Genomic DNA, 24696 nt, shown 5'->3' with positions numbered 1-24696 from the left:
TGTTTCTATACCTCACTTTCTTTCATCTGAAAACTCTCATTAAAGGCTTCCATCTGTGCCTGTTCGCTGCTCATTCCCCGTTCTTCCCACTTGGAAGCCAGTGCGATCATCTTCTTATAATCATGAGGAATAATCTTTTTAAATTTCTGCAGATACGCATCAAAGTCGGCAAGAATCTCTTTTCCGCGCGCAGAACCTGTATTTTCCACATGCTCCTCGATCATTGCGCGAAGCTCCTGGATGTCATATTTGTTCTCCACTTTTTCAATTGCGATCATGGCCTTGTTCAGATTGCGGTAAAGATGACTGTTTTCATCCAGAACGTAGGCGATTCCTCCGCTCATTCCCGCAGCAAAGTTCTTTCCTGTTTTTCCAAGCACTGCCACACGTCCGCCGGTCATATATTCACATCCGTGCTCACCTACCCCTTCTACAACGGCATACGCTCCGGAATTGCGGACTGCGAAACGCTCTCCTGCAACACCGTTGATGAACACTTTTCCTGCCGTTGCACCGTAAAGCGCCACGTTTCCGACAATGATATTTTCCTCGGCTTTATATCCTCTGTTCTTCGGCGGATATACAACCAGTTTTCCACCGGAAAGTCCTTTTCCATAATAGTCGTTGGTATCTCCGCAGAGTGTCATGGTCAGTCCCTTCGGAATAAATGCTCCGAAGCTCTGTCCGCCGACTCCCTTGCAGTTTACAACAATGGTATCTTCCGGCAGTCCTTCTTTGTGGAAACGGGTAATCTCCGCGCCGAGGATCGTACCTGCAGAACGGTCGATATTTTTCACCTCTGTTTCCAGAACTGCTTTGTTTCCTTTTTCTACCGCAGTTTTCAGTTTCTTTAACAGAACTCTCTCATCCAGTGTTTTTTCCAGCTGGAAGTCATAGGCTTTTCCTTCTTTAAATGTCACATTTTCTTTTGCCGGATGATACAGAATCTCACCCAGATCCATCTTGTCTGCCATCCGGGAATGCTTCGTTTCATTTCTCTTTAAGAGGTCTGTTCTTCCTACCATCTCATCTACCGTACGAACTCCGAGTTTCGCCATATATTCTCTGAGCTCCTGGGCAACAAACCGCATGAAGTTCTCTACATACTCCGGTTTTCCCTGGAAACGTTTGCGAAGTTCCGGATTCTGTGTAGCAATTCCCACCGGACAGGTATCCAAATTACATACGCGCATCATCACACAGCCAAGCGTTACAAGCGGAGCTGTCGCAAATCCGAATTCTTCCGCTCCCAGAAGTGCCGCGATCGCCACATCTCTTCCGCTCATCAGTTTTCCGTCTGTTTCGATCTTCACACGTTCACGCAGTCCGTTCTGGATCAGTGTCTGATGAGTCTCAGCCAGACCAAGTTCCCACGGAAGTCCCGCATTGTGGATGGAACTTTCCGGAGCAGCACCGGTACCGCCGTCGTAACCGGAAATCAGAATTACCTGTGCTCCTGCTTTTGCCACACCTGCTGCTACGGTTCCGACGCCTGCTTCTGATACCAGTTTCACAGAGATTCTGGAGTATTTATTTGCATTTTTCAAATCATAGATCAACTGTGCCAGATCTTCGATCGAATAAATGTCGTGATGCGGCGGCGGAGAAATCAGACTCACTCCCGGTGTGGAATGTCTTGTCTTTGCCACCCACGGATACACCTTTTTCCCCGGCAGATGACCTCCTTCACCCGGTTTCGCGCCCTGTGCCAGTTTAATCTGGATTTCCTTTGCGCTGACCAGATAACGGCTTGTCACACCAAATCTTCCGGATGCAACCTGTTTGATGGCAGAACATCTGTCTGTTTCTGTATTTGCGGAATCCAGGCGCTCGTCACTCTCTCCGCCTTCTCCGGAGTTGGATTTTCCATGCAGATGATTCATCGCGATTGCCAGTGTCTCATGCGCTTCCTGTGAAATGGATCCGTAGGACATGGCTCCTGTCTTAAATCGCTTCACAATATCTTCCACACTCTCCACTTCATCCAGCGGAATCTCTTTTTCTGCATAGGCAAAATCCATGAGGCTTCTCAGATATCCCGTCTCCTCTGCATCGATCTTTTTCGTATACTCTTTAAACAATTCATAATTCCCGGTCCAGGTCGCCTGCTGCAGCAAATGGATCGTCTCCGGATTATAGCGGTGTTCTTCACCATCTGCACGTCTCTTGTGTTTTCCCATACTCTCCAGCGCCAGATTCGTTGTCAGTCCCAGCGGATCAAATGCTTTTGTATGGTATTCATCTACCTGCTTCTCGATATCCTCCATGGTGATACCGCCCACACGGCTGACTGTACCTGCGAAATATTTGTCTGTCACTTCTTTTGAAATTCCAATCGCTTCAAAGATCTTCGCTCCCTGATAAGACTGGATCGTGGAAATTCCCATCTTGGATGAAATCTTCACGATTCCGTGCAGGATCGCCAGTGTATAATCCTCCACTGCCGCATAGTAGTCCTTGTCCAGCATCTCCTCTTCGATCAGCTCATGGATCGTATCCAATGCAAGATACGGATTCACTGCGCACGCTCCATATCCGAGCAGTGTCGCAAAGTGATGAACCTCCCTTGGTTCTCCCGACTCCAGGATCAGAGAAAGTGAGGTCTGTTTCTTCGTTGCCACCAGATGCTGATGCACTGCAGAAACTGCCAGAAGAGACGGGATCGCCATATGGTTTTCATCCACATCCCGGTCAGACAGTACCAGAATGTCTGCTCCGTCTTTATATGCCTTGTCAACTTCCACGAACAGGCGCTCCAGAGCTCTCTCCAGCTTCGTGCTTTTATAATAAGTAATCGGAACAACTGCAACCCGGAATCCTTCTTTTTTCATTTTTTTGATCTTCAACATATCTGTATTTGTCAGGATCGGATTGTTGATCTTTAATACCCGGCAGTTTTCTTCTTTTTCTTCCAGAAGATTTCCCTGTTTTCCTGCATAGACAGTCGTACAGGTCACGATTTCCTCACGGATCGCATCGATCGGCGGATTGGTCACCTGCGCAAAGAGCTGTTTAAAATAATCAAACAGCGGACGTCTCTTATCAGAAAGCACTGCAAGCGGTGTGTCCACACCCATTGCCGCAATGGATTCGCCTCCGTTTAATGCCATGTTCCGAATTGAATTGCGATATTCTTCGTATGTGTATCCAAATGCTTTCTGAAGCTGTTTTCTCTTTACCGGCTCGTACTCTTCTACACGCATATTCGGAATTTTCAAGTCTTTGAGTTCCACCAGATTGCTGTCCAGCCATTCTCCGTAAGGCTGCTTTGCTGTATACATTTCCTTCAGCTCTTCGTCCTGATATATTTTGCCTTTTACTGTATCGACCAACAGCATTTTTCCCGGATGGAGACGTTCTTTTAACACGACCTCTTCCTCCGGCACATCCAGAACTCCGACTTCGGAAGCCAGGATCAAATCTCCGTTTTTCATCACATAATAACGGGACGGACGCAGACCGTTTCGATCCAGAACCGCTCCCATGATATCTCCGTCTGAGAACACGATGGAAGCAGGACCGTCCCATGGCTCCATCATAGTCGCATAGTACTGATAAAAATCCCTGACATCCTGAGAAAGTGTGGCATTTTTGCTCCATGGCTCCGGAATTGCGATCATCATCGCCAGCGGAAGCTCCATTCCGCTCATCACCAGGAATTCCAGCGTGTTATCCAGCATGGAAGAGTCAGATCCTCTGGTATCTACAACCGGAAGAATCTTGTGAAGCTCTCCTTTCAAGGCACCGGATTCCATAGTTTCCTCTCTTGCCAGCATCTTGTCTGCATTTCCGCGGATCGTATTGATCTCTCCATTGTGTACCATAAAACGGTTCGGATGCGCTCTCTCCCAGCTTGGATTTGTATTCGTACTGAAACGGGAATGTACCAGTGCGATCGCAGACTCATAATCCGAATCCTGAAGATCCGCAAAAAATGTCCGAAGCTGTCCCACTAAAAACATTCCTTTGTATACGATCGTTCTGCTGGACATGGATACCACATAGGTGTTGTCATTACTCTGCTCAAACACCCGGCGGGCAATATAAAGCTTCCTCTCGAACTCCAGTCCTTTCTCCACATGCTCCGGCTTTTTGATGAATGCCTGAACAATGTGCGGCATACAACTTCTTGCCTTTTCTCCCAGCACCTCCGGATGCACCGGAACCTCACGAAATCCAAGAAGTTCCAGCCCTTCTTTTTCTACAATGATCTCAAACATCTTCTTTGCCTGATTGCGCTGTAATTCTTCCTGCGGGAAGAAAAACTGCGCGATCCCGTACTCTCTTTCTTCTCCCAGGCTGATCCCCAGCTCTTTACAGACCTTCTGAAAAAACTTATGAGAGATCTGAAGCAGAATTCCGACACCATCTCCGGTTTTCCCTTCGGCATCCTTTCCCGCTCTGTGTTCCAGGTTTTCTACAATCTTCAGCGCGTTTTCCACGGTTTTGTGGCTTTTGATCCCTTTGCTGTTTACTACCGCGCCGATTCCACAGTTATCATGCTCAAATTGTTCCCGATACAGACTTTTTGTCTCTTGTTCCATGTAATTTTTCATTCTATCCTATTCCTCTCTGTTTATTTTTCTGTTCACACCTTTTACTCTCCGCTGGCGCCATAGTTCGCCAGTACGCGTGCAGATGGATCTGTCACATCACAGCCCTCCCACTCCTGATTCGGCATCCAGAAGCCTGCGATCATTTCCGCCTGTCCCGGATAATATTTTTCAAAAATCTCCCGATACAAAAGAGACTCTTTTGTAAACGGTTGTGCATAAGTATATTTTTGACGTTCCTTTTCAAACGCTTCCTCTGTGTAACATGTATCAGCGTACTCTTTCAGGTCGTCTACCATAGAATGTCCCACCGCATCCGAAAATGCTGCCTTTTCTCTCCAGAGAATATGTTCCGGCAGATAGTCCCCTTTCTCAAACGCATGGCGGAGCAAATATTTTCCTTTCCGATACACATTCTGCTTTTTCTCCGGATCGATTGCCATCACATACCGGACAAAGTCCAGATCTCCAAATGGCACTCTGGCTTCCAGAGAATTTACGGAAATACACCGGTCTGCCCGAAGGACATCGTACATATGCAGCTCTCTGACCCGCTTTTCTGATTCTTTCTGAAATGCCTGCGCCGACGGTGCAAAATCCGTATATTTGTATCCAAACAGTTCATCTGAAATTTCTCCGGTCAGAAGAACCCGGATATCCGTCTGCTCATGAATGGCTTTGCAGACAAGATACATCCCTATGCTGGCACGGATCGTTGTAATATCGAACGTTCCCAAAAGTCCGATCACATCCTCCAGTGCCGAGAGCACATCCTCTTTTGTAATGATTACTTCTGTATGCTCACTTCCGATGTAATCTGCCACCTCTTTTGCGTATTTCAAATCGATGGCATCTTTTTGCATCCCAATTGCAAATGTACGGATCGGAGTTTTACTCTTTCTCGCTGCCACTGCGCACACAAGCGACGAATCCAGCCCTCCGGAGAGAAGAAATCCGACTTTCGCATCTGCCACCAGCCGCTTTTCGATCCCTATCACCAGTTTTTCCCGAATATTGGCGCACACCTGCTCCAGATCATCCTGACAGATCTCATCCACCTTTGTAATCTCGCAGTAGCAGACAAATTCTCCGTCTTTATAATAATGCCCCGGCGGGAACGGATGGATTTTTTCACACAGCCCGATCAGATTTTTGGCTTCACTTGCAAATACGATGGTTCCCTTCTTATCATATCCATAATAGAGCGGGCGGATACCGATCGGATCTCTTGCCGCAATATATTCCTGTGTTTTTCCGTCATAGATGATGCAGGCAAACTCCGCATCCAGAATACGAAACATTTCTGTACCATATGTCTCATAGAGCGGCAGAAGCACTTCGCAGTCCGAATCACTCTGAAACGTATATCTGTCGGAAAGGCTTTCTCTCAAACGCTCAAATCCGAAAATCTCTCCATTGCATACCACATAACTGCCACCCAGTGAAAACGGCTGCATCCCGGATGCCGTAAGCCCCATGATCGCAAGTCTGTGGAATCCAAGCAGACCATTTCCGGTATCTACAATCCTGCTGTCATCCGGTCCTCTGGAAATCGTTTTATCAAATCCTTTCTGAAACTCATCCAGATCATCGCAAATACCGCAATATCCTATAATTGAACACATAATCAAGCCCCTCCTGTAATCAGATTCTCTTATCACAACAAAAAAAGGCCCCCTTCACGTAAAAATATACGTAAAAGACGCCTTTGTCTGATATGTTTTGCATTTTACACTGACAATTCCTGTTTGTCAAGTTGGTTTTTTCCTAATTCTCCACTTCCCGCAGTCGCTCCACCACAGTCACAGTCCGCATCCTGCTATGAATCCACTCTTTTATATTTTTCAACCACCAGTACCAGGCAGACAAATGCTGCTGCGAAAACAAGCTGTATCATAATCGCCTGCAAGAACTGTCCTTTTGCAGAAGCTGTCAGATGTCCGAAATCAGCAAGAATATCATTTGCTTTCTCATACCAGTATACCGGAAGGAACTGACTCACAGCTTTTACATCATTTCCCATGAACTCAAGAGGCACAAACGCACCTCCCAGAAAGCACATTCCCAGAGAAATGATATTCGCAATTCCGGTCAACGCGTCTCTGTTCGGTGCAATTGTTCCCATCAGATATGCCAGCGCAATCGCTACGAAAAGCATGAATACCGAATTCAACAGGTAATATGCAAAATTTCCTGATGTATAAAAATCTTTTCCAAAAAATACAATCGCAATTACAATTACAAAGATCCACAGCGCAATCCCTGCCAGGCTCATGCACAAAATCCCCTCCAGACTTTGTCTTCTTCCGGAAACAGGAGATGCCGCCATCCTTTTTTTCAGATCTGGATTATGAAAAACAATCAGAATATTACCCATCACAAATCCAGATAATGCCAGAAACAGATACGGCATATACCGAAAATAATATACATACGGAGCATCTTCTGTGTTTTTCCCATCCTTTAAAAAGGTTACCTTCACGCTTTGTGTCCTCTCAAGAGCACTCGCTGCTTCCGCCTCCGTAAATCCTGCTGCCTGATACGTTCTGGCATTATTCAGAAAGCTGTTGATCTGCTGATCCACATAACTGCCCGAATATGTATCCGGAATTTTTGTCACAGAAAGTTTTTCGTCTCCCTTGATACATTTCTCATAAAAATTCTCCGGAATTCTGACCACATAATACACTTCTCTGTAATACAGCTTTTCCTGTATCTCAGAAACGTCATTTTCTACAGGAATCAGATGATGCAGATTTCCAAGATACTCTGTCAGAGACTCTGCAAGACTTCCTCCATCCTCATCGACAATTCCAATATTCAGCTTTTCCGCCTGATAACTTGTTTCTGACTTTCCCGCTGTGGACTGAAACAGAAGCGTACATCCGAAAAAAATAGCAACATATAGCAGTATCAACATTCTGTTCTGACCGATAATCTTCATGTATCCTTTAAATACTGTCATAACGTTCCCTCCTGACAACCACAAATGAAACTGCAAGAATTACTGCGCACATGATAAATAGTGTAAGAATGTCATTTCTGAACCGTACCGGATCGTCATACACATTAATACAGTAAAAAGCATCTGAGATTACTGCCGCCGGATTCAGTTTGTTTACAAGGGGCAATGCACGGTCAACGGCATGTTTTATCTGTACATTCACAAGACCAGCCAGCACACTGGTTGTCATAGAAATCCCAAGCATGATTCCAACCTTGATCCCCTCGCTGAACTTGCCGATACTGCACACCAGAATTCCCATACTCACTCCGATTACACAGCCTGCCGCCACAATCAGCAGCATTTTTCCCATACTTCCCTGAAATTCCATCTGAAGTACATATTTGCAGTAAACAATTAAAATCACCACATTTAAAAAATGAAGTATAAAAGAAGAGATCAGCTCCGTAAGTATCATCTTCAGTCTGTGTACCGGAGATACACATTGTCTCGCAGCCAAAGTACTCAGGTTTGCCTGCAGCCACATCGCAGAACCAAGACCGATAAAACAGCCGTACATGCACGCCATCGCAGCCAGCGCATAAAAGAATCCCATGTTCCCGTTGGTCGTTCTGCCGCCTGCGGAAACATTCTCTACCAGTTCCTGATAGTCCGACATCGCGGCAACCGCCTTTTTCATATTTTCAGGATGTACATCTGCCACTGTTTCCAGCGTATCCTTTCCATTTAGATAGCTCTCCAGAAGACTTTGCATAATACTCTGAGCAAGTCCGTTTTTTCCCACCTTCAGATAAGGCGTTTCTGTTCCATAAAAAATTCCGGAGATTTTCTGATCCTCAAGCTTCTGCAACGCTTCTTTTTCTGTCATTGTTTCCACATGGATCAAAGTTTCTTCTTTGCTGACTTCTTCCAGGAATGACGGAAATACTGAATCTCCCGGATTCTCTTCCACAAAAGCAGCCTGAACAGTTTCAAAATCTGACTCTGAAATGTTCCCGAATGCAAAATAAAACAGCGTTCCGAGAATCAGCGGAAACATGCAGGGCCAAAATAACATACTGAAATTCTTTACTTTTCTGATCACACTGTATTTTATCAAATGAAACATCTCTCTCCCCCCCTCTAATCGCGAAGCTGCTTTCCTGTAATCTCAAGAAATACATCATTCAGAGTCGGCAGCTCTGAGTAGACTCTTCCAAAAGCAGTCCCCTGCTCCTCCAGACAGTGAAGGATCCGCACAAGGTTATGTCTGGCTTTTGTACACTGTACAGTAAGAATGTCATTTTGATAATCAACAGCGAATACATGCGGCAGCTCTCTGATTCCTGCAAGCTGCTCCTCACTTAGTACGACCGCCTCGATCGTCACCTTTTCCCCTGTTTTGATCATCCCGGTAAGCTGTTCTTTGGTGCCAACAGCAATACTCCTTCCATGATCCATGATCGCAATCCTGCTGCAGATCTGCTCCACCTCTTCCATATAATGAGAGGTATAAACAATGGTTGCTCCCTGTCTGTTCAGCTCCTGAATTCCTTCCAGAATCCGGTTTCTGCTCTGCGGATCCACAGCCACTGTAGGTTCATCCAGAATAATCAATCTGGGCTTGTGTGCAATGCCACAGGCAATATTTAGCCTTCTTAAGAGTCCGCCGGAGAGCTTCTTTGGTCTTGTCTTTTGGTAGTCCTCCAGCCCTACAAAAGCAATCGCCTCTTTTACAAGACTTTTTCTTTTTTCTTTCTCTTTTACATAAAGTCCGCAGAAATAATCAATATTCTCATATACTGTCAGTTCATCAAAAACCGCCACATTCTGAAGTATGATCCCTATCTGCTTTTTCACCTCATAATGATCCGGTGCCATCTCCTGACCGAATATCCGTATACTGCCTTTATCATATTTCAAAAGTGCCAGCATACAGTTGATCACCGTTGTTTTACCCGATCCGTTTGGTCCCAGAAGTCCGAAAATTTCCCCTTCCCGAACATTCAGATTCAAATGATCCAGGGCAACAAAAGAACCGTATCTTTTTACAAGATTTTCTATCTGTATGATTCCATTTTCCTGAAAACGCTCTGTTCCACCCATATATGTCTCCTCCTTGTTTGATCGAACGCTGTTCTTTTCCTACAGCTGATACCCAAATTATAAACTGCCCGCTTTCCATCCGGTAGTGAACGCTGTCATTTCCCCACATGACAAATGTCACTTTCCGTCTTTCCTTTTGCCTTTTCCTTTGCCCGGATCCTGATTTTGTATTATACTGAGGATATCCAAAGATAAATCTGTTTACCGGGAGGAATTGTACGATGCGCCATCTTGAAAATACTGGATTATTCATATTGTCCGGCTTCTTTTTCCTTTTTTTCAGAAAACTGGATTATTTTTTTGTATGCGCCTTTCTCCTGTGCCTGTGTTTGTGCTGTACCAGTTATTTTGCACAGTCAAAAAGGCTTCACCTGGTTCTGTGTACCGCTTTTATAGCGGCCGCTTTTCTGATCCCGGAGCTGTTTCTGTTTTTCCCCGCAGTATTTTATGTACTCCTTCTGGATCAATATCATGTTCCGGCTCTTGTATGCAGCGTTCTTTACTTTTACGGCATCTGGTCAGAAGGAAAACAAATTCCTCTTTTTTCCTTCTGGGGAATCTTCTTGTTTCTCCTGGCTTTTTGTCTGCAAAACCGCACAGAAGCCGCAGAATGTCTGGAACAAAGTCTCATGAAACTAAGAGACGACAGTACCGAAAAAAATCTCCTTCTGGAAGAAAAAAACAGGATGCTTGCGGAAAAACAGGATTACGAAATTTATGCGGCCACACTGAAAGAGCGAAACCGGATTGCCAGAGAAATTCATGACAATGTGGGACATCTGCTCTCCCGCTCCATCCTGATAACAGGCGCCGCCAAGGCCATCAATGCTTCCGATGCACTCTCACCGGTTCTGGATGATCTGGATCATTCTCTGAATCAGGCAATGACCAGCATCCGCACCAGTGTCCACGATCTTCATGACGAATCACTGAATCTGAAAGAAGCAGCCGAAAGCCTGACCTCGGATTTTACGTTCTGTCCTGTAACCCTGAACTATGACATGGGATTTGAAGTTCCGCGGGAAATCAAATATTGTTTTATCAGCATTGTAAAAGAAGCGCTTTCCAACGTGGCCAGACACAGCAATGCCACTCTGGTACAGATCACCATGCGGGAACACCCTGCACTGTATCAGCTTTGTATCGAAGACAATGGCACCCTGGAAGAAGGGCTTTCCCTCTCAGAAAACAACCGGGAAGCATTATTCTCAAGCAGAGGGATCGGTCTTTCCAATATGAACGACCGGCTCAAAATCCTGAACGGAAACCTGCAGATCACAATACAAAAAGGCTTCCGCCTTTTTATCACTATCCCAAAAGAACAGGAGTATTAAGGTTATGAATATTGTAATTATTGATGATGATATTTTTGTCTCCGGCGCACTGAAAACCATTCTGGAAGCCAGCGGTGATATTACCGTTTCCGCCACAGGCACGGACGGAAAAGACGCAGTAAGATTATTCAGAACATACAGACCTGATGTACTTCTTATGGACATCAGAATGAAAGAACTCAGCGGACTTGACGCATCCGCTGAGATATTAAAAGAATTTCCCGATGCGAAAATTCTTCTTCTCACCACGTTCTCCGATGATGAGTATATTGTAAGGGCATTAAAACTTGGTGCGAAAGGCTATCTCCTCAAACAGGATTACGAAAGCCTCATCCCGGCACTGCACGCGGTTCACTCCGGACAGACTGTTTTCGGAAATGAAATCATTTCCAAGATTCCCGAGCTTCTTCAAACCGGTCCGACATTCCACCTGGAAGACTACGACATCAGCGAACGGGAGCTTGAGATCATACGCCTGATCGCTGACGGTCTCAGTAACAAAGAAATTGCTTCTCGCCTGTTTCTCAGTGAAGGAACCGTCCGGAATTACCTGAGTTCCATCCTCGATAAACTGGATCTGCGTGACAGAACACAGGTCGCTGTATTTTATTACCGGCATAAGTAATCAGTTTTCCACACTCTATCGGTTTCCGGACAACATTTTCCACACGAAGGACTGGCCTTTTCCACAAATCCGCCAAAACAGTGATGTCAGCGCAAAGCAAAGCACCGGAAGCAGGAAAAACAAAAGGATTCCCGGCCACATAGATGCGGAAAGATACTTACTCACCAACACGTTCATCCCACGCACGATCAGAAAATGCGTCATGTATACAATAAATGTATGCTTCTGCCAGTTTGCCGCCATCGGAAGCGGCAGCTTGCAGACAAGGCACCACAAGGCAGCCGCAAACAACAGAAGATACATCAGATTGGTGAACATACTCGGCGAATATTTGAAAAAATAATACGCCAGAACCGCAAGAATCACGCTCGCCAAAAGCAGCAGCCAGCTTGTGTTTTTACTTTCTACTGCACCACTTCCATGAATTCCGATATATCCCCCGGTCATATAAATAAACAGCCAGTTGCAAAATGCCTGCGCCTGTACACTTCCGAATGCCAGATCTCCACAGATACCGGTACTGTCAATGACAAGCACCAGAACGATCGCCACGATCCCCATATATTTATTGCTGATCAGCAGATAAATAAGAGGGGAGAGCACCACAAGCAGGATCAGAAACTGTAAAAACCATAAAAATGCGCAGTATCTGTAATTGAGTACCGCATCCACGATCCCCTTCCAGGTTACTGTGATCGGTGGTTCATTGAACACAGCCCGCAAAGGTGTGATATAGGACACCCCTACATGAATGAAATAGTAAAGCAGTGTCCAGATCACATACGGGATAAACAGCCCCACAAACCGCGTCTTATATTTTTCCAGCACTTTCCCCCAGGAATAATTTCTGTAAAACAGGTATCCGGAACACAGAAAAAATCCTGCCACACCGACCACTGCGATATCCGAAACGATCGTCTGCTCAATCTGATTAAACAACGGCTTTCCCTCTATCATTACCACTTCTGTAAACAGATCCGTATTCTGTGCATGAATCCAAACAACAAAAATACAGAGTATAAAATTGTACCATGTTACCCGATTGCTGAATGTATTCTTATTCATATGCTACTCCTCAATGATCTGGATCTCCAGATAATCAAAATCAATGGAATCCACAAAATTATCCTGATAAAATCTTGCCTTTGCATGCTTCTTAAATTCTGCAATCGTCACATCCAACCAGATCGGCTTGCTGAGATCAAACTCATAGCAGATTTCCTCCAGCGCATTGAAAATTTTATGTGTGCGTGTCTCATCCGAATCATCGCAGATCACCGTGTCCCGCAGCATCCGGTTGTCTTTAAATTCTTTTGCCCATAATCGAAACATTGTTTTTCTCCTTTTTGCAAATTTATAAAATAGAAATTCCACCGTAATTATCAGCCTTACAGAGTTTTAGTATAACACTAAACCACTGGTTTTTAAATAGTACCAAACCACTTTCATACAATCAATTTTTCTCACAAAAAAGTCTGCCCGCAGAAAGTATTCCGCTTTCTGTGGACAGACTTTTTATTATAGATACTTTTCCTTTATTCGTTATGGATTGCTGCTAATGGGCTCAGCCGCATTGCCCGAAGTGCCGGGAAATATCCTGCCGCCATCCCCACAAATACTGCAAAAATCATGGATGCCGCTGCCAGCCAGATCGGAATATAGGAAATATTTCCTTCCACTCCCATTGCCCCGCTGCTGGCCACGATCGCATTGATCACAAAAGAGATCAAAAAACTTAAGATATTTCCGACCAGTCCGCCGATAAATCCGATAAACGCTGCCTCTAACAGAAACATCTGCTTGATATTGCGCAGGCTGCATCCCAATACCTTGATCACACCGATTTCTTTTGTTCTCTCATAAATGGACATCATCATTGTATTGGCAATTCCGATCGCCGCTACAAACAGTGACACGGCACCGATTCCACCAAGAACCGCCTGCACCATTGCAAACTGTTTTTTCATGCTGTCCATATACTCCACATTTGTAGTCACCTGGAATCCCATATTTCGGATTTCTGTGGACAGTGCGTCTACATTGTCAATGTCATCTGCCTTGACTTTCAGTGAGGAATATACAAAATCCTTATATGGTTTTCCGGATTTTGTAGTCGGCTGTCCCGGAATCGCTCTGCCGCTGAACTCCTTTTTCAGCATACTTTTCAATGTCTCGAGGTTACAATACACAGAATAGGAATTTGCATTGTATGTATCCACATCCCCTTCCACCATGCCGCTTGCCCGCACGACATACTTTTTCGGCGGCTTTGTGCTCTTCTGTGTCTTGCCGTCTCCGCTGCTCTCCGCTGTTGTCCCTCCCGTAGAAGGCGACTGACTCGAATTATATCCCTCCTGATCCAGGATCAAAAACAATGAATCATGAGCCAGATCTATATCCGGAAGCACTCCTGTCTCCCAATACATCTTTCCTGTTGATTCTTCTGAAAAGTTTGTAATGACATTATTTCCGATAACCAGATCCAGTTCCGCACTGTCTGCTTTCGGAAGGCTTCCGCCCGGTGCCAGTTTGATATTCAGATCTTTCAGCCCTTCCTCTGTCATACCTGTCAGAGAACAGTATCCGATATATCCGTTTTTCTTTAAAAGTGCATCAATTGACAAAACCGGCTGCACGTCTGCCACATGATCCAGCTTTTTAATCTGTTCGATCACATCATCTGTTGTATATTTGTTCGCTTCCTCTTCTTTGTTGGTATCCCCCATATAGAAACCGCCCATCTGGGAAGAACCTTTTCCTGTCACTGTCAGACTTGTAACACCTCCGGATTGCTCAATTTCCTGATACATCGATTCCTGAAGTCCAAGACCCAGCGAGATCATGACTACGATAGATGCAGTACCAATGACGACACCCAGCACTGTCAAAAACGTCCGAAGCTTTCTTCGTTTCAGACTGTTGCTACTCATCCTCAGTAAATCGATCCACCTCATTCAGCAAGTCCTCCTCTTCCAAAGCCGCCATTTTTTTCTTCTTATGTCTGAGCAGCAGCACAACTGTAACAATTCCTGCCACCACAACAACCGCGATCACGATCGGAACAACCGGAAGTCCTTTTTCCGGTGCTTCTGCCTCCACCGGCATCATATCCGCAGGATTCTGTGCAGGTGTTACTGTCAGAGGAAATTCTTTCTCCATACTCGCACTCTTTCCGGCTTCATCTTCATAAGAAATCACGACTTTACACTTTTTCGTCTCATCCATCTCCTGATTTGCTGTTACGATTCCGTCAATAGAACCTGTTGCCCCCGGCTCTATATTTCCTACAAATACTTCTTTTCCTGTCAGACCTTCCCCTTCAAATTTGGCTTTTACATTGTAAAGCTTGATTCGTCCGGTATTGTAAAGACTGCAGGTAATATTTGCTTCTTCTCCAACAGCAACGGATTCCGGTGCCACTTCAATGTCACTCAATTCAAATCTGGCTGCCTGCTTTACCGGGATTGCCAGACTGGAAGCACTTTCAAACTGTGTGGCATTGCCGTCCTCATATTTCATGGACATCGCAATACTGTATGGTTTCTGCACAAGATCTGCTCTTGCATTCAGATCAATGGAAATATCTTTTGTCCCTCCTGCCGGGATTCCATCCAGATAAATCGAGCTGGAACCGGATGCAGGCAAAAATGCCGGCGCCTCTGCTGCTGCGTCTGTTCCGGAAGCCGGTGCCTGAAGATCAAACAGCATATTGGAAACCGCTGTCGTGGAAGATGTATTCTTCAAATGAATGATCAGTTTAAAGTTGCTTCCCGCATTGACATCGCCCGGATCTGTATTAAACCCTGCCACGATCACTCGCGGTACTGAAGCAGTAGAAGTTCCACCGCCACTTCCTCCTCCGGAGATGATCGGATCCGTGTTTGTCACTCCACCAGCCAGACTTTCCCCGCCGCCCTGTGGCTCCTGCGGTGTTTCCGGCTGTGCATTGTTATTGTTATTATTGTCATCTGGTTTTTCCTCCGGCTTTGCCGTTGTCTTCGCAAAGATGTACGGTGTACTCTGGAATTGGTTCTCACCATCATCATAAGTCACTGTAAACGCCAGTTTGTATGATTTTGTCTCCACATCATCGCGTACCTTTAAATCTTTCCAGACTGCTTCTGCGTACTGTCCCGCCGGGATTGTTCCCAGCTCCAGTTCGTTGTTCATATCGGCGATTTCAAACGGCCAGCTCGCCCCATCATCAAGTACCGGAGAAATCTTTACATTCCCCGCATCCTGTGTTCCCTTGTTCCAGACCCGAATCAACAGTTCACTTGTCTCTCCTGCTGCATACTGTGGTGTTGTCTGTCCGTTTCCGAGTGTCAGTCGTATCGTGGGAATCGCCTGCTCTCTTGCCAGTGCACTCATCGGAAGCAGCATTGCCGCCACCAGTGCAAAACTTACGATCACTCCCATTGCCTGTTTCCATCGTCTCATTGCTCATTTCCTCCCTGCTCTGCATGTTCCCCTGCTTTTTTTCTATTGTCTTCTACTTTGACGATTTTCCCGTCTATAATATGGAAGATGCGATCTGCATATCCCGCAAGATGATCATCATGGGTTACCATGACCAGTGTTTTCTTCTGCTCTCTGACCACCTGCTGCATCAGCGCCATGACTTCCCGGGATGTACGGGAATCCAGATTTCCTGTCGGCTCATCTGCAAAAATGATCTTCGGATCTACCACCAGTGCTCTTGCCACACCGACTCTCTGCTGCTGTCCTCCGGACATCTGGTTTGGCAGATGCTTTTTATGCTTTTTCAGCTTGACCAGATCCAGCATCTTATCCGCTTTTTTCAGGCGTTGGGCTTTCGGCACACCGCGGAAACTCAAAGGAAGCGCCACATTTTCCAGCGCATTCATACTGCCTAAAAGCTGAAAAGACTGAAAGATAAATCCTACTTTTTCTCTCCTGAATCTGACAAGCTGATCTTCTTTTAAATTCTCAATATGCTGTCCGTCTATAATGACTTCTCCTTTTGTGGGTTTTTCCAGACCTGCCAGCATATTCAGCATCGTCGATTTTCCTGAGCCGGAAGTACCTACAATGGCACAGAATTCACCCTCATAAATCTCCAGACTGACTCCGTTGAGTGCTCGCACTGCAGAATCTCCAAGCTTATACAGTTTGTATAAATTCTTTACTTCAATGATCTTTTTCACACCATACCTCCTCCCAATGCACTACATTATATAAAAGAATTTAAAAATTTCTGCTTGGTAAATTATTAAAATTTTCTTAAGATTGTAATAAAAAAGAACCCACTTACCAGAGTGATCTGGCAAAAAGGCTCTCCTTGACAACTGCAACCATTTCGCATCATATGAATCAGCTATATCTGAATTCCTGACAGCCCTACTCAATCTGCCAGTCGATTGGTGTAACGCCATGTTCTTCCAGAAAATGATTGGTCTGGCTAAACGGCCTGCTTCCGAAAAATCCCCGGTATGCAGACAACGGGCTTGGATGCGGCGCTTCAAGTATCAAATGCTTCGAATTATTGAGCATTCGTTTTTTCCGCTGTGCCGGCGCTCCCCATAAGATGAATACGACCGGACGGTCCTGTGCGTTGACTGCCATGATCGCTGCATCTGTAAACTCCTCCCAGCCGATTCCTCTGTGAGAATTCGCCTGATGCGCCCGTACAGTCAGCACCGTGTTGAGCATCAGTACTCCCTGCTCGGCCCATTTTGTCAAACACCCGTGGTTCGGAATGGTACAGCCCAGATCATCCTGCAGCTCTTTATAAATATTAACCAGAGACGGAGGCACCTGCACTCCCTTTTTCACCGAGAAGCACAGCCCGTGCGCCTGATTGAAATTGTGGTACGGGTCCTGCCCCAGAATCACTACCTTCACATCTTTTAAAGGTGTCAGATGAAACGCATTGAAAATATCATTCGCCGGCGGAAAAATCTGTCTGGTCCGATACTCCTCATTGACCGTATTAAATAATGTTTTATAATAAGGTTTCTTAAATTCCCCCTTTAATGCTTCATACCAGTCTCCATTGATTCCAGACATGATGTTCACTTCCTCTCTTTTGTTCTATATTAGTCTGACGGAAATCCCCTGATCTCTCAAATATTCTTTGACCTGCCGGATCTCCAGTTCCTTATAGTGAAACAATGATGCCGCCAGTGCTGCGTCTGCGCCGCCGTCTGTCAGCGCCTCTTTGAAATGCTCCACGGTCCCCGCACCGCCGGATGCAATCACCGGAATGGACACGCTCTCTGCCACCGCTTTGGTCAGCTCCAAATCGTATCCTGCTTTTGTCCCGTCACAGTCCATACTTGTAAGAAGAATTTCTCCTGCGCCCAGACTTTCCACCTTTTTCGCCCATTCAATGGCATCGATCCCGACATCCACGCGTCCGCCGTTCTTATAAATATTCCAGCCGCTTCTATCCTCTCTCTTTCTGGCATCGATCGCCACCACTACACACTGGCTGCCAAATTTATCCGCTGCATCCCGGATCAGCTGCGGATTGGCGATCGCAGAAGAATTAATGGAAATCTTGTCTGCCCCCTCGCGAAGCAGTGCTTTAAAATCTTCCACTGTGCGGATTCCCCCGCCGACTGTAAACGGAATAAACACACACTTTGCCACTTCCCGTACCATATCGATCACTGTCCCGCGCCCGTCAGAAGATGCGGTAATATCCAGAAACACAAGTTCATCTGCACCTGCCGCGTCATACGCTTTCGCAATCTCTACCGGATCCCCGGCATCCTTTAAATCCACAAAATTCACGCCTTTTACAACTCGTCCGTTATTTACATCCAGACATGGGATAATTCTCTTCGTAAACATCGCCTCTTCCCCCTTACAGTTCTGTAAAATTTTTCAGGATCTTCAGACCTGTCTCACCGCTTTTTTCCGGATGAAACTGACAGGCAAATACATTTTCTTTTTCCACGGAAGCATGGATATGTACCCCATATTCGGCAGAAGCTTTCACGATCGACTCTTCTTCTGCTTCCAGGTAATAAGAGTGCACAAAATAAACATATGCGCCCTCTTCGATTCCCTGAAACAGCTTTCCATTATGCGCAAAATGCAGAGAATTCCATCCCATATGAGGAATCTTCAATCCTTTTTTTGCCGGAATCTTCTTCACTTCCCCTTTTAAAACCCCAAGGCCTTTCACTCCCAAAGCTTCATCACTCTTTTCAAACAAGAGCTGAAGACCAAGACAGATTCCAAGAAACGGGATTTTTCTTCTTACAGCTTCGCGGATCACTTCATCCAGTCCGGTTTTTTCAAGCTGTGCCATCGCGTTGCCAAACGCGCCGACACCGGGAAGTATGATCCTTTCGGCATTTAAAATCGTATCTGCATCATCTGTGATCACGACCTCCTGTCCGAGAGAGAGCAGTGCTTTTTCTACACTTTTGATATTTCCTGCGCCATAATCGATAATTACTGTCATGTATGTGCTCCTTTCATCTGAACGTTCTTTCCTATGAGAAAAGGCATACAAAACACCTCCTGTTTCCAGTTGGCACGTTGTATGCCTGCATTTGCAGATTATTTTATCGCATTTTGTTCTTCATGTAAAGCTGATTTCCCGTCCAGCTCAAACCAGAATTCCACACCATTGTCAAAGTTTCTGACCCCGTATTTCTGATGGAAGGACTCCATGATTGCTTTGACGATCGACAGTCCGATTCCGTTACCGCCATACTCTCTGGTATGTGCTTTGTCTACTTTGTAGAACTTGTCCCACAACTTTGCAAGATCCTCCTGAGGGATCGGATGACCACTGTTGAACACCGTCACCCGAACAATGTCATCTTTTGACAGGACACGGACTTCGATTCTGCGCTCATTGTCCACATGGTGGATCGCATTGGTGAGATAATTGCGGATCACCTGCTCTGTTTTGAACTCATCTGCCCACACATAGACCGGACTCTCACCGATAAAATCAATCTTCGCATCGGCCTGCTGGATCAGGATCTCACAGCTCTGGATCACACCCTGGATCAGTTTGGAGACATCAAAACGTTCGAATATAACTTCATCATTTCCAAACTCAAGCTGATTCAGCGTCAGAAGATTCTTGACCATGAGATTCATCTTGGAAGCTTCATCCATAATCACATCACAATAAAACTCCCGGCTTTCCGGATCATCACTGACGCCTTCTTTCAATCCTTCTGCATATCCCTGGATTAAAGCGATCGGCGTTTTTAACTCATGGGAAACATTGCCCAGAAATTCATTCCGCATATCTTCCATTTTTTCTTTCTTCTCAATATCCTTCATCAACTCATTATTGGCGCGCTTCAGTTCCGAAACTGTCTTCTCCAGACGCTCGGACATAATATTGAAATTATTCCCGAGCGTTCCGATCTCATCCTCTCCACCTCCGGTGTACCTTGCGTCAAAATCCAGCTCTGACATCCGTCTGGAAAGGGAAGCAAGCTGTGTGATCGGCTCTGTAATCTTTCTCGCAAACAAAGATACCAGAATTCCTCCCAGCACCAGTGCCGCAATTCCGACATAGACCAGCAGCTTGTTTGCAAGCGCCGTGCTCTCCCAGATACTGTCCAATGGACTCCTCAGAATAAAGATCGCTCCTTTAGAATAGGTTCCCCACATTTCCAGATAGTCAATTCCTGCTACCGGATCTCTGATCTTTCGTATTTCATAGTTGTCCGTACTTTTCAGAAGCTCTCCTTCATCCTGATTCTGATTAAATACATATCCGCGCAGCTGGCTGACAAGCTGTTCCTGATCTCCTCTCGGCGAGAAAATCACCTGATTATCCTGTAAGACAAGCATGGATATATTCGTACGCTCCATCACTTTCCACGCGCGCTCATCTTCCTTATTTCCCTGTGCCAGTGCCGTTCCTACTGTCTTATGCACTTCCAGAAGGTCCCTCTCCTTATGCATGATGTAGTATGTCTCCAGACACTTGGAATATACGAGAAACATCATGACCAGAATAAAAATGATCAGTCCGCTGAATACTACGGTCATCTGCCTTTTGATCGAATGTTTCATTACTCTACCTCAAACTTATAGCCCATCCCCCAGATGGTCTTGATATATTCTCCCTTGTCCCCCAGCTTGCTCCTGAGTTTTTTGACATGGGTATCAATCGTTCTGGCATCCCCGAAATAGTCGTAATTCCACACATTATTCAGAATCTTTTCTCTGGAAAGTGCAATTCCCTGATTCTCGATAAAATATGTCAAAAGCTCGAACTCTTTAAAACTCAGATCTACCGGTGATCCATCACTCATCACTGTATGTGCCGCTTTGTCCACCACGATTCCGCCGGCTGAAATCTCATCTGTGTTTCCGCTTCCCTGCGTCCTTCGAAGGATTGCTTCTACTCTGGCTACCAGGATTTTCGGACTGAACGGCTTGGAAATATATTCGTCCACTCCCAGATCAAATCCCTGCAGCTCATCCCGCTCTTCCGATCTTGCCGTCAGCATGATGATCGGCACCTTTGAATGCATACGGATCTCCCGACAAACCTGCCATCCATCCATCTTCGGCATCATCACATCTAAAATGATCAGCGCAATATCTTTATCCTCATAAAAATAGTCCATTGCCTCCATGCCGTCTGCGGCCTCTAACACGGTATATCCCTGCCTCACAAGAAAATCCTTTACCAGCTTTCTCATCCTGCTCTCATCATCTACTACTAAAATTTTCGTCTTATCCATCTTTTCCTCACTCCTCATCTTGCCACTCTTTGTTACTGTGAACAGCAACCACTCTTTAGCTTCATCATATCAAAGATTTATGTCCGTACTGTGAAATTTCTGAATTTATTCTACACTCTTTAATGACTCCACCATATCAATCTTTTTGAGTTTAAAATACATGACAAGATTTACAAATACAGAAAATGCAAGTGTAATCAGAAAACTGTATCCATAACTGGACATTTCAATACTGCGTCCGAACATCGCAGAATCTACTTCTACTGTCACGATCACAAACCGGTGCAGAATACTTCCGAGAATAATACCGGCAACGCCGCCGATTACAGTCAGTATCATATTTTCCCTGTATACATATGCCGATACTTCATTATCATAAAATCCAAGTACCTTCAATGTTGCCAGTTCTCTTCTTCTCTCTGTAATGTTGATACTGTTGAGGTTATACAATACGACAAATGCCAAAAGCCCTGCCGAAATAGCCAGCACTGCCATTACAATATCCAGACTTCCAAGCATGTCATCCAGCTGATCTTCAATGGAATCTGTATAGCTGATATTCAGTGCTCCTTCTCCTTTCAAGATATCCTCTCCCAAAATCTCCAGCTGATCTTCATATCCTTTTTTCATCTGGAAATACACACTGTTATACTGCGGCTCTTCCCCATACAAAGACTGGTATATTTCAGGACTCATATACAGATAGTGCCCGATATAATTTTCGCAGATCTTTCCGACCTTTACTTTGACATCTTCTTTTCCTGTCTGGCAGAGCGTGATCGTATCCCCTTCCTTTACTTCCAGAAGTTTCGCTGTCTTCTCTGTAAGGATTACCCCTTCCGTCTCCAGATCATACTGTGTATAAGATCTGCGATCACGAAATACTACCATTTCTTCAAAGTCCTGCAGATCTTCCGGAACATTCAGATATACTTCCTGTTCTTCGTTCCCATGTTTTACCTTCATCTGACCAAGATATCCCACCGCAGTCTTATCTACCTGATCATTCCAGTACAACTCCTGTTCCACATTATTCTGCTCCTGCTTACTGGCGCTGGTATTTAAAATAATATTGGCATCATAGAGCTGAAGTTCATGATACTGAAGCTTCGCAATATCAACAATAGAATCCCGCAGGCCAAATCCCACTAAAAGCAGAGCCATACACCCGCCAATTCCAAACACTGTCATAAAAAACCGCTTCTTATAACGCAGCAGATTCCGGATTGTTGCCTTCCAGATAAAATTGAACTGGCTCCACAAGGATGGAATCTTCTCCAGAAATACTCGTTTTCCTTTTTTCGGGGCAGGCGGACGCATCAATTCCGCAGCCTGTTCTCTCAATTCTTTATAGCAAGAGAACAATGTAGCTCCCATCGTACACAACAGAGCCGTCAGTGACGCTGAAACTCCATAGTAAAGGTTATATGGAATCACAGCCGTATTCATATGAGGATACATAATTCCATAAGCTGTCACAATAATATAAGGAAGGATTTTTTCTCCAACCAGCACACCGGACACACAGCCTCCCACTGTCGCCCAGAATGCATATCCCAAATATTTTCCGGCAATGGAACGTCTGGAATATCCCAGCGCTTTGAGTGTTCCGATCTGAGTCCTCTGCTCTTCCACCATACGCGTCATAGAAGTCAGACTGATCAACGCCGCAACTAAAAAGAATAAAACAGGAAATGCTCTCCCGATGGCCCGCATTCGGTCGGCATTCTCTCCGTAGCCACTGTACTCTGTCAGATCTTCCCTGTCATTTACATACCACTTTCCCTGTTCCAGGCTTGTCTTTTGCTGCTCAATCTGCTGTTGGATCTGAGGTGCTGCAATTTCCATCGCCTCCGATGGAACTTCTGCCAGTAATTCTGCCTGCTTTTGGTCCATCTGCTGCATCAGCTCTTCCCGACGGATATCCTCACGCTCCGACTGGATCGCTTCCACCTGCTTTTTCGTCTCATCCACCAGGTTATCATACTCTTTTGTAAAAGCAGTCTCTTCTTTTGCGCCTTTCACCTGAATTGAAATTTCTGTATACGCATCCATCTGAAAGCTTTCCGGAAGTACCGATATAAAACCACTGACACTTCCGTTTCCGATCATACTGCTTCCTCTGGAAAAGGAAATGTACTCCGGACTGCTCACACTTCCCACGATCTGAAAGGTGCTCTGTGTCAGTTCTTCTGTCACTTCCGTATCCTCATCCTTCAGAAATGTGATCTTATCTCCGATCTGATATCCGCTGGATGCCAGAAAATCTGCATCTGCCACGCACTCGTCCGCTTTCTCGGGTATACGCCCCTTTTCTACCTTCAGCTCATTTATCCCATCCTGAGAGGAAAAAATATGTACGACCTTCTGACTGCCGTCCACATCACATAAGGCATCCATGGAATAGACAGGCTGTGCCTGTTCCACTCCCTTGACCTCCCGTATCGCCTGCAAGTCATCCGCTGTCAGCCCCATCGTACTGACTACCTGCAGATCCATCAGCTTACTTTTGTCAAAATACGCGTCTCCCGATAAGCGCATATCCGGTTCCGCTGCCCGGATTCCCGAAAAAAACGCAGTTCCTATGGCAACAATGAAAAAAATGGAGAGAAATCTTCCGAAGCTCTTTCGTATTTCCATATAAAAATCTTTTCGCAGTGCTTTTTTTCTCATCTCATCCCCCTACCACTCAATCTCATCTATGGATATCGGATTCTCGTTTACTTTCATACTGGATACTTTTCCGTTTTTGATCTTGATCAGACGGTCGGCCATCGGTGCCAATGCCGAGTTGTGTGTGATCACGATCACGGTCATTCCCTTTTCCCTGCACATCTCCTGCAAAAGCTTCAGGATCGCCTTTCCGGTATTATAATCCAGTGCTCCGGTCGGCTCATCACATAAAAGAAGCTTTGGATTTTTAGCCAGAGCTCTTGCGATAGAAACTCTCTGCTGCTCTCCCCCGGAAAGCTGTGCCGGGAAATTATCCATTCGCTCCCCCAGTCCGACTTCTTTTAATACTGCTCTTGCATCCAGCGGATTTCGGCAGATCTGAAGCGCCATCTCTACATTCTCCAGAGCAGTCAGATTCGGGATCAGATTATAAAACTGAAACACAAACCCGATATCGTCCCGCCGATATCCCGTCAGCTGCCTCTCACTGTACTTTGTAATATCCTGACCGTCCACTGTGATCCGACCGCCACTGGCAGTATCCATCCCGCCAAGTATATTCAAAACCGTCGTCTTTCCTGCCCCACTTGGGCCTACAATCACTACAAATTCACCTTTTTGTATCGAGAAATCGATTCCGTCTACTGCCCGGATCTCCACTTCTCCCATATGATAAATCTTTGTAATATTTTCCAACTTTACAAATGTGTCCATACATTACCCATCCTTTCCGCTTTATTATAGCATGAGGCAAAAAAAGAAA

Annotated in this window: 20 protein-coding genes; 3 read left to right on the top strand and 17 right to left on the bottom strand. The window is 45.4% G+C overall.

Annotated elements, in window-relative coordinates:
* Nucleotides 1-5: 5 nt before the first annotated feature.
* The 5 genes from gltB to FXV78_RS09315 all read right to left on the bottom strand — a co-directional run bounded on the left by gltB (nucleotide 6) and on the right by FXV78_RS09315 (nucleotide 9570).
* Nucleotides 6-4556: a glutamate synthase large subunit gene (gene gltB, locus FXV78_RS09335; protein WP_004841413.1), complete on the bottom strand. Its 4551-nt coding sequence runs from the start codon at nucleotides 4554-4556 to the stop codon at nucleotides 6-8.
* Nucleotides 4557-4597: 41 nt separating this feature from the next.
* Nucleotides 4598-6178: an asparagine synthase B gene (gene asnB / locus FXV78_RS09330; protein WP_004841411.1), complete on the bottom strand. Its 1581-nt coding sequence runs from the start codon at nucleotides 6176-6178 to the stop codon at nucleotides 4598-4600.
* Between the two features lie 194 nt (nucleotides 6179-6372).
* Complete coding sequence (locus tag FXV78_RS09325) at nucleotides 6373-7518, bottom strand: ABC transporter permease (protein ID WP_004841410.1); 1146 nt, start codon at nucleotides 7516-7518, stop codon at nucleotides 6373-6375.
* Complete coding sequence (locus tag FXV78_RS09320; RefSeq protein ID WP_004841409.1) at nucleotides 7505-8626, bottom strand: ABC transporter permease; 1122 nt, start codon at nucleotides 8624-8626, stop codon at nucleotides 7505-7507. Before FXV78_RS09320 ends, FXV78_RS09325 begins: the two co-directional genes overlap by 14 nt.
* A 14-nt stretch (nucleotides 8627-8640) precedes the next feature.
* Nucleotides 8641-9570 carry an ABC transporter ATP-binding protein gene (locus tag FXV78_RS09315; RefSeq protein ID WP_039959465.1) on the bottom strand — a complete coding sequence of 310 codons (930 nt, stop codon included), beginning with the start codon at nucleotides 9568-9570 and terminating at the stop codon, nucleotides 8641-8643.
* A 662-nt stretch (nucleotides 9571-10232) separates the two neighbouring features.
* Here FXV78_RS09315 and FXV78_RS09310 point away from each other — a divergent pair.
* Together FXV78_RS09310 and FXV78_RS09305 are read left to right on the top strand one after the other, a co-directional pair.
* Nucleotides 10233-10937, top strand: coding sequence for a sensor histidine kinase (locus FXV78_RS09310; protein ID WP_105084847.1), 705 nt, complete (start codon nucleotides 10233-10235; stop codon nucleotides 10935-10937).
* 4 nt (nucleotides 10938-10941) lie between these two features.
* Complete coding sequence (locus tag FXV78_RS09305; RefSeq protein ID WP_004841403.1) at nucleotides 10942-11562, top strand: response regulator transcription factor; 621 nt, start codon at nucleotides 10942-10944, stop codon at nucleotides 11560-11562.
* Between the two features lie 15 nt (nucleotides 11563-11577).
* On the opposite strand, the gene FXV78_RS09300 is transcribed toward FXV78_RS09305, so the two are convergent.
* The 5 genes from FXV78_RS09300 to FXV78_RS09280 form a co-directional block, all read right to left on the bottom strand.
* Nucleotides 11578-12627 (bottom strand): acyltransferase family protein, encoded by a 1050-nt coding sequence (locus tag FXV78_RS09300; protein ID WP_004841401.1) that lies wholly within the window; start codon nucleotides 12625-12627, stop codon nucleotides 11578-11580.
* A gap of 3 nt (nucleotides 12628-12630) precedes the next feature.
* Nucleotides 12631-12894, bottom strand: a complete 264-nt coding sequence (locus tag FXV78_RS09295; protein WP_009245041.1) for a hypothetical protein — start codon at nucleotides 12892-12894, stop codon at nucleotides 12631-12633.
* Nucleotides 12895-13097: 203 nt separating this feature from the next.
* Complete coding sequence (locus FXV78_RS09290; RefSeq protein WP_039959442.1) at nucleotides 13098-14516, bottom strand: ABC transporter permease; 1419 nt, start codon at nucleotides 14514-14516, stop codon at nucleotides 13098-13100.
* Entirely contained in the window at nucleotides 14485-16002 is a 1518-nt protein-coding gene (locus FXV78_RS09285) for a COG1361 S-layer family protein (RefSeq protein ID WP_004841396.1), read from the bottom strand. The genes FXV78_RS09290 and FXV78_RS09285 overlap by 32 nt, the downstream gene beginning before the upstream one ends.
* Entirely contained in the window at nucleotides 15999-16730 is a 732-nt protein-coding gene (locus FXV78_RS09280) for an ABC transporter ATP-binding protein (protein ID WP_004841393.1), read from the bottom strand. The genes FXV78_RS09285 and FXV78_RS09280 overlap by 4 nt, the downstream gene beginning before the upstream one ends.
* Before the next feature lie 116 nt (nucleotides 16731-16846).
* Between FXV78_RS09280 and FXV78_RS18970 the strand changes: the two genes are divergently transcribed.
* A complete protein-coding gene (locus FXV78_RS18970) occupies nucleotides 16847-16918 on the top strand; it encodes a hypothetical protein (RefSeq protein WP_114149219.1) in 72 nt (23 codons plus the stop codon).
* 5 nt (nucleotides 16919-16923) lie between these two features.
* Here the strand turns inward: FXV78_RS18970 and FXV78_RS09270 are convergent, their stop codons facing one another.
* The 7 genes from FXV78_RS09270 to FXV78_RS09240 all read right to left on the bottom strand — a co-directional run bounded on the left by FXV78_RS09270 (nucleotide 16924) and on the right by FXV78_RS09240 (nucleotide 24647).
* Nucleotides 16924-17592, bottom strand: coding sequence for a uracil-DNA glycosylase (locus tag FXV78_RS09270; protein WP_004841392.1), 669 nt, complete (start codon nucleotides 17590-17592; stop codon nucleotides 16924-16926).
* 24 nt (nucleotides 17593-17616) lie between these two features.
* Nucleotides 17617-18381, bottom strand: coding sequence for an imidazole glycerol phosphate synthase subunit HisF (gene hisF / locus FXV78_RS09265; protein WP_004841390.1), 765 nt, complete (start codon nucleotides 18379-18381; stop codon nucleotides 17617-17619).
* A 13-nt stretch (nucleotides 18382-18394) separates the two neighbouring features.
* Nucleotides 18395-19000, bottom strand: a complete 606-nt coding sequence (gene hisH, locus FXV78_RS09260; protein ID WP_004841388.1) for an imidazole glycerol phosphate synthase subunit HisH — start codon at nucleotides 18998-19000, stop codon at nucleotides 18395-18397.
* A gap of 98 nt (nucleotides 19001-19098) precedes the next feature.
* Entirely contained in the window at nucleotides 19099-20583 is a 1485-nt protein-coding gene (locus tag FXV78_RS09255) for a sensor histidine kinase (protein ID WP_004841387.1), read from the bottom strand.
* Nucleotides 20583-21260 carry a response regulator transcription factor gene (locus FXV78_RS09250; RefSeq protein ID WP_009245046.1) on the bottom strand — a complete coding sequence of 226 codons (678 nt, stop codon included), beginning with the start codon at nucleotides 21258-21260 and terminating at the stop codon, nucleotides 20583-20585. The genes FXV78_RS09255 and FXV78_RS09250 overlap by 1 nt, the downstream gene beginning before the upstream one ends.
* A gap of 105 nt (nucleotides 21261-21365) precedes the next feature.
* Nucleotides 21366-23933: an ABC transporter permease gene (locus FXV78_RS09245; protein WP_004841384.1), complete on the bottom strand. Its 2568-nt coding sequence runs from the start codon at nucleotides 23931-23933 to the stop codon at nucleotides 21366-21368.
* 9 nt (nucleotides 23934-23942) lie between these two features.
* The gene (locus tag FXV78_RS09240; protein ID WP_004841382.1) at nucleotides 23943-24647 is read right to left on the bottom strand and encodes an ABC transporter ATP-binding protein; all 705 of its coding nucleotides are present in this window, start codon (nucleotides 24645-24647) and stop codon (nucleotides 23943-23945) included.
* Nucleotides 24648-24696: the final 49 nt, after the last annotated feature.

The sequence above is a fragment of the Mediterraneibacter gnavus ATCC 29149 genome, assembly GCF_008121495.1.
In the GTDB taxonomy this organism is placed as follows: domain Bacteria; phylum Bacillota; class Clostridia; order Lachnospirales; family Lachnospiraceae; genus Mediterraneibacter; species Mediterraneibacter gnavus.
Note: the sequence above shows the minus strand (reverse complement) of the source record. Positions and strands in the feature narration are given on the sequence as shown.

Bases quoted from the DNA above. Each gene is read 5' to 3' on its own strand.
- FXV78_RS09285 (WP_004841396.1), bottom strand. From the start codon at position 16,002: ATGAGACGATGGAAACAGGCAATGGGAGTGATCGTAAGTTTTGCACTG.
- FXV78_RS09255 (WP_004841387.1), bottom strand. From the start codon at position 20,583: ATGAAACATTCGATCAAAAGGCAGATGACCGTAGTATTCAGCGGACTG.
- FXV78_RS09320 (WP_004841409.1), bottom strand. From the start codon at position 8,626: ATGTTTCATTTGATAAAATACAGTGTGATCAGAAAAGTAAAGAATTTC.
- FXV78_RS09300 (WP_004841401.1), bottom strand. From the start codon at position 12,627: ATGAATAAGAATACATTCAGCAATCGGGTAACATGGTACAATTTTATA.
- asnB (WP_004841411.1), bottom strand. From the start codon at position 6,178: ATGTGTTCAATTATAGGATATTGCGGTATTTGCGATGATCTGGATGAG.
- FXV78_RS09245 (WP_004841384.1), bottom strand. From the start codon at position 23,933: ATGAGAAAAAAAGCACTGCGAAAAGATTTTTATATGGAAATACGAAAG.
- FXV78_RS09305 (WP_004841403.1), top strand. From the start codon at position 10,942: ATGAATATTGTAATTATTGATGATGATATTTTTGTCTCCGGCGCACTG.
- gltB (WP_004841413.1), bottom strand. From the start codon at position 4,556: ATGAAAAATTACATGGAACAAGAGACAAAAAGTCTGTATCGGGAACAA.
- FXV78_RS09325 (WP_004841410.1), bottom strand. From the start codon at position 7,518: ATGACAGTATTTAAAGGATACATGAAGATTATCGGTCAGAACAGAATG.
- FXV78_RS09270 (WP_004841392.1), bottom strand. From the start codon at position 17,592: ATGTCTGGAATCAATGGAGACTGGTATGAAGCATTAAAGGGGGAATTT.
- FXV78_RS09310 (WP_105084847.1), top strand. From the start codon at position 10,233: ATGAAACTAAGAGACGACAGTACCGAAAAAAATCTCCTTCTGGAAGAA.
- FXV78_RS09250 (WP_009245046.1), bottom strand. From the start codon at position 21,260: ATGGATAAGACGAAAATTTTAGTAGTAGATGATGAGAGCAGGATGAGA.
- FXV78_RS09290 (WP_039959442.1), bottom strand. From the start codon at position 14,516: ATGAGGTGGATCGATTTACTGAGGATGAGTAGCAACAGTCTGAAACGA.
- hisF (WP_004841390.1), bottom strand. From the start codon at position 18,381: ATGTTTACGAAGAGAATTATCCCATGTCTGGATGTAAATAACGGACGA.
- hisH (WP_004841388.1), bottom strand. From the start codon at position 19,000: ATGACAGTAATTATCGATTATGGCGCAGGAAATATCAAAAGTGTAGAA.
- FXV78_RS09240 (WP_004841382.1), bottom strand. From the start codon at position 24,647: ATGGACACATTTGTAAAGTTGGAAAATATTACAAAGATTTATCATATG.
- FXV78_RS09295 (WP_009245041.1), bottom strand. From the start codon at position 12,894: ATGTTTCGATTATGGGCAAAAGAATTTAAAGACAACCGGATGCTGCGG.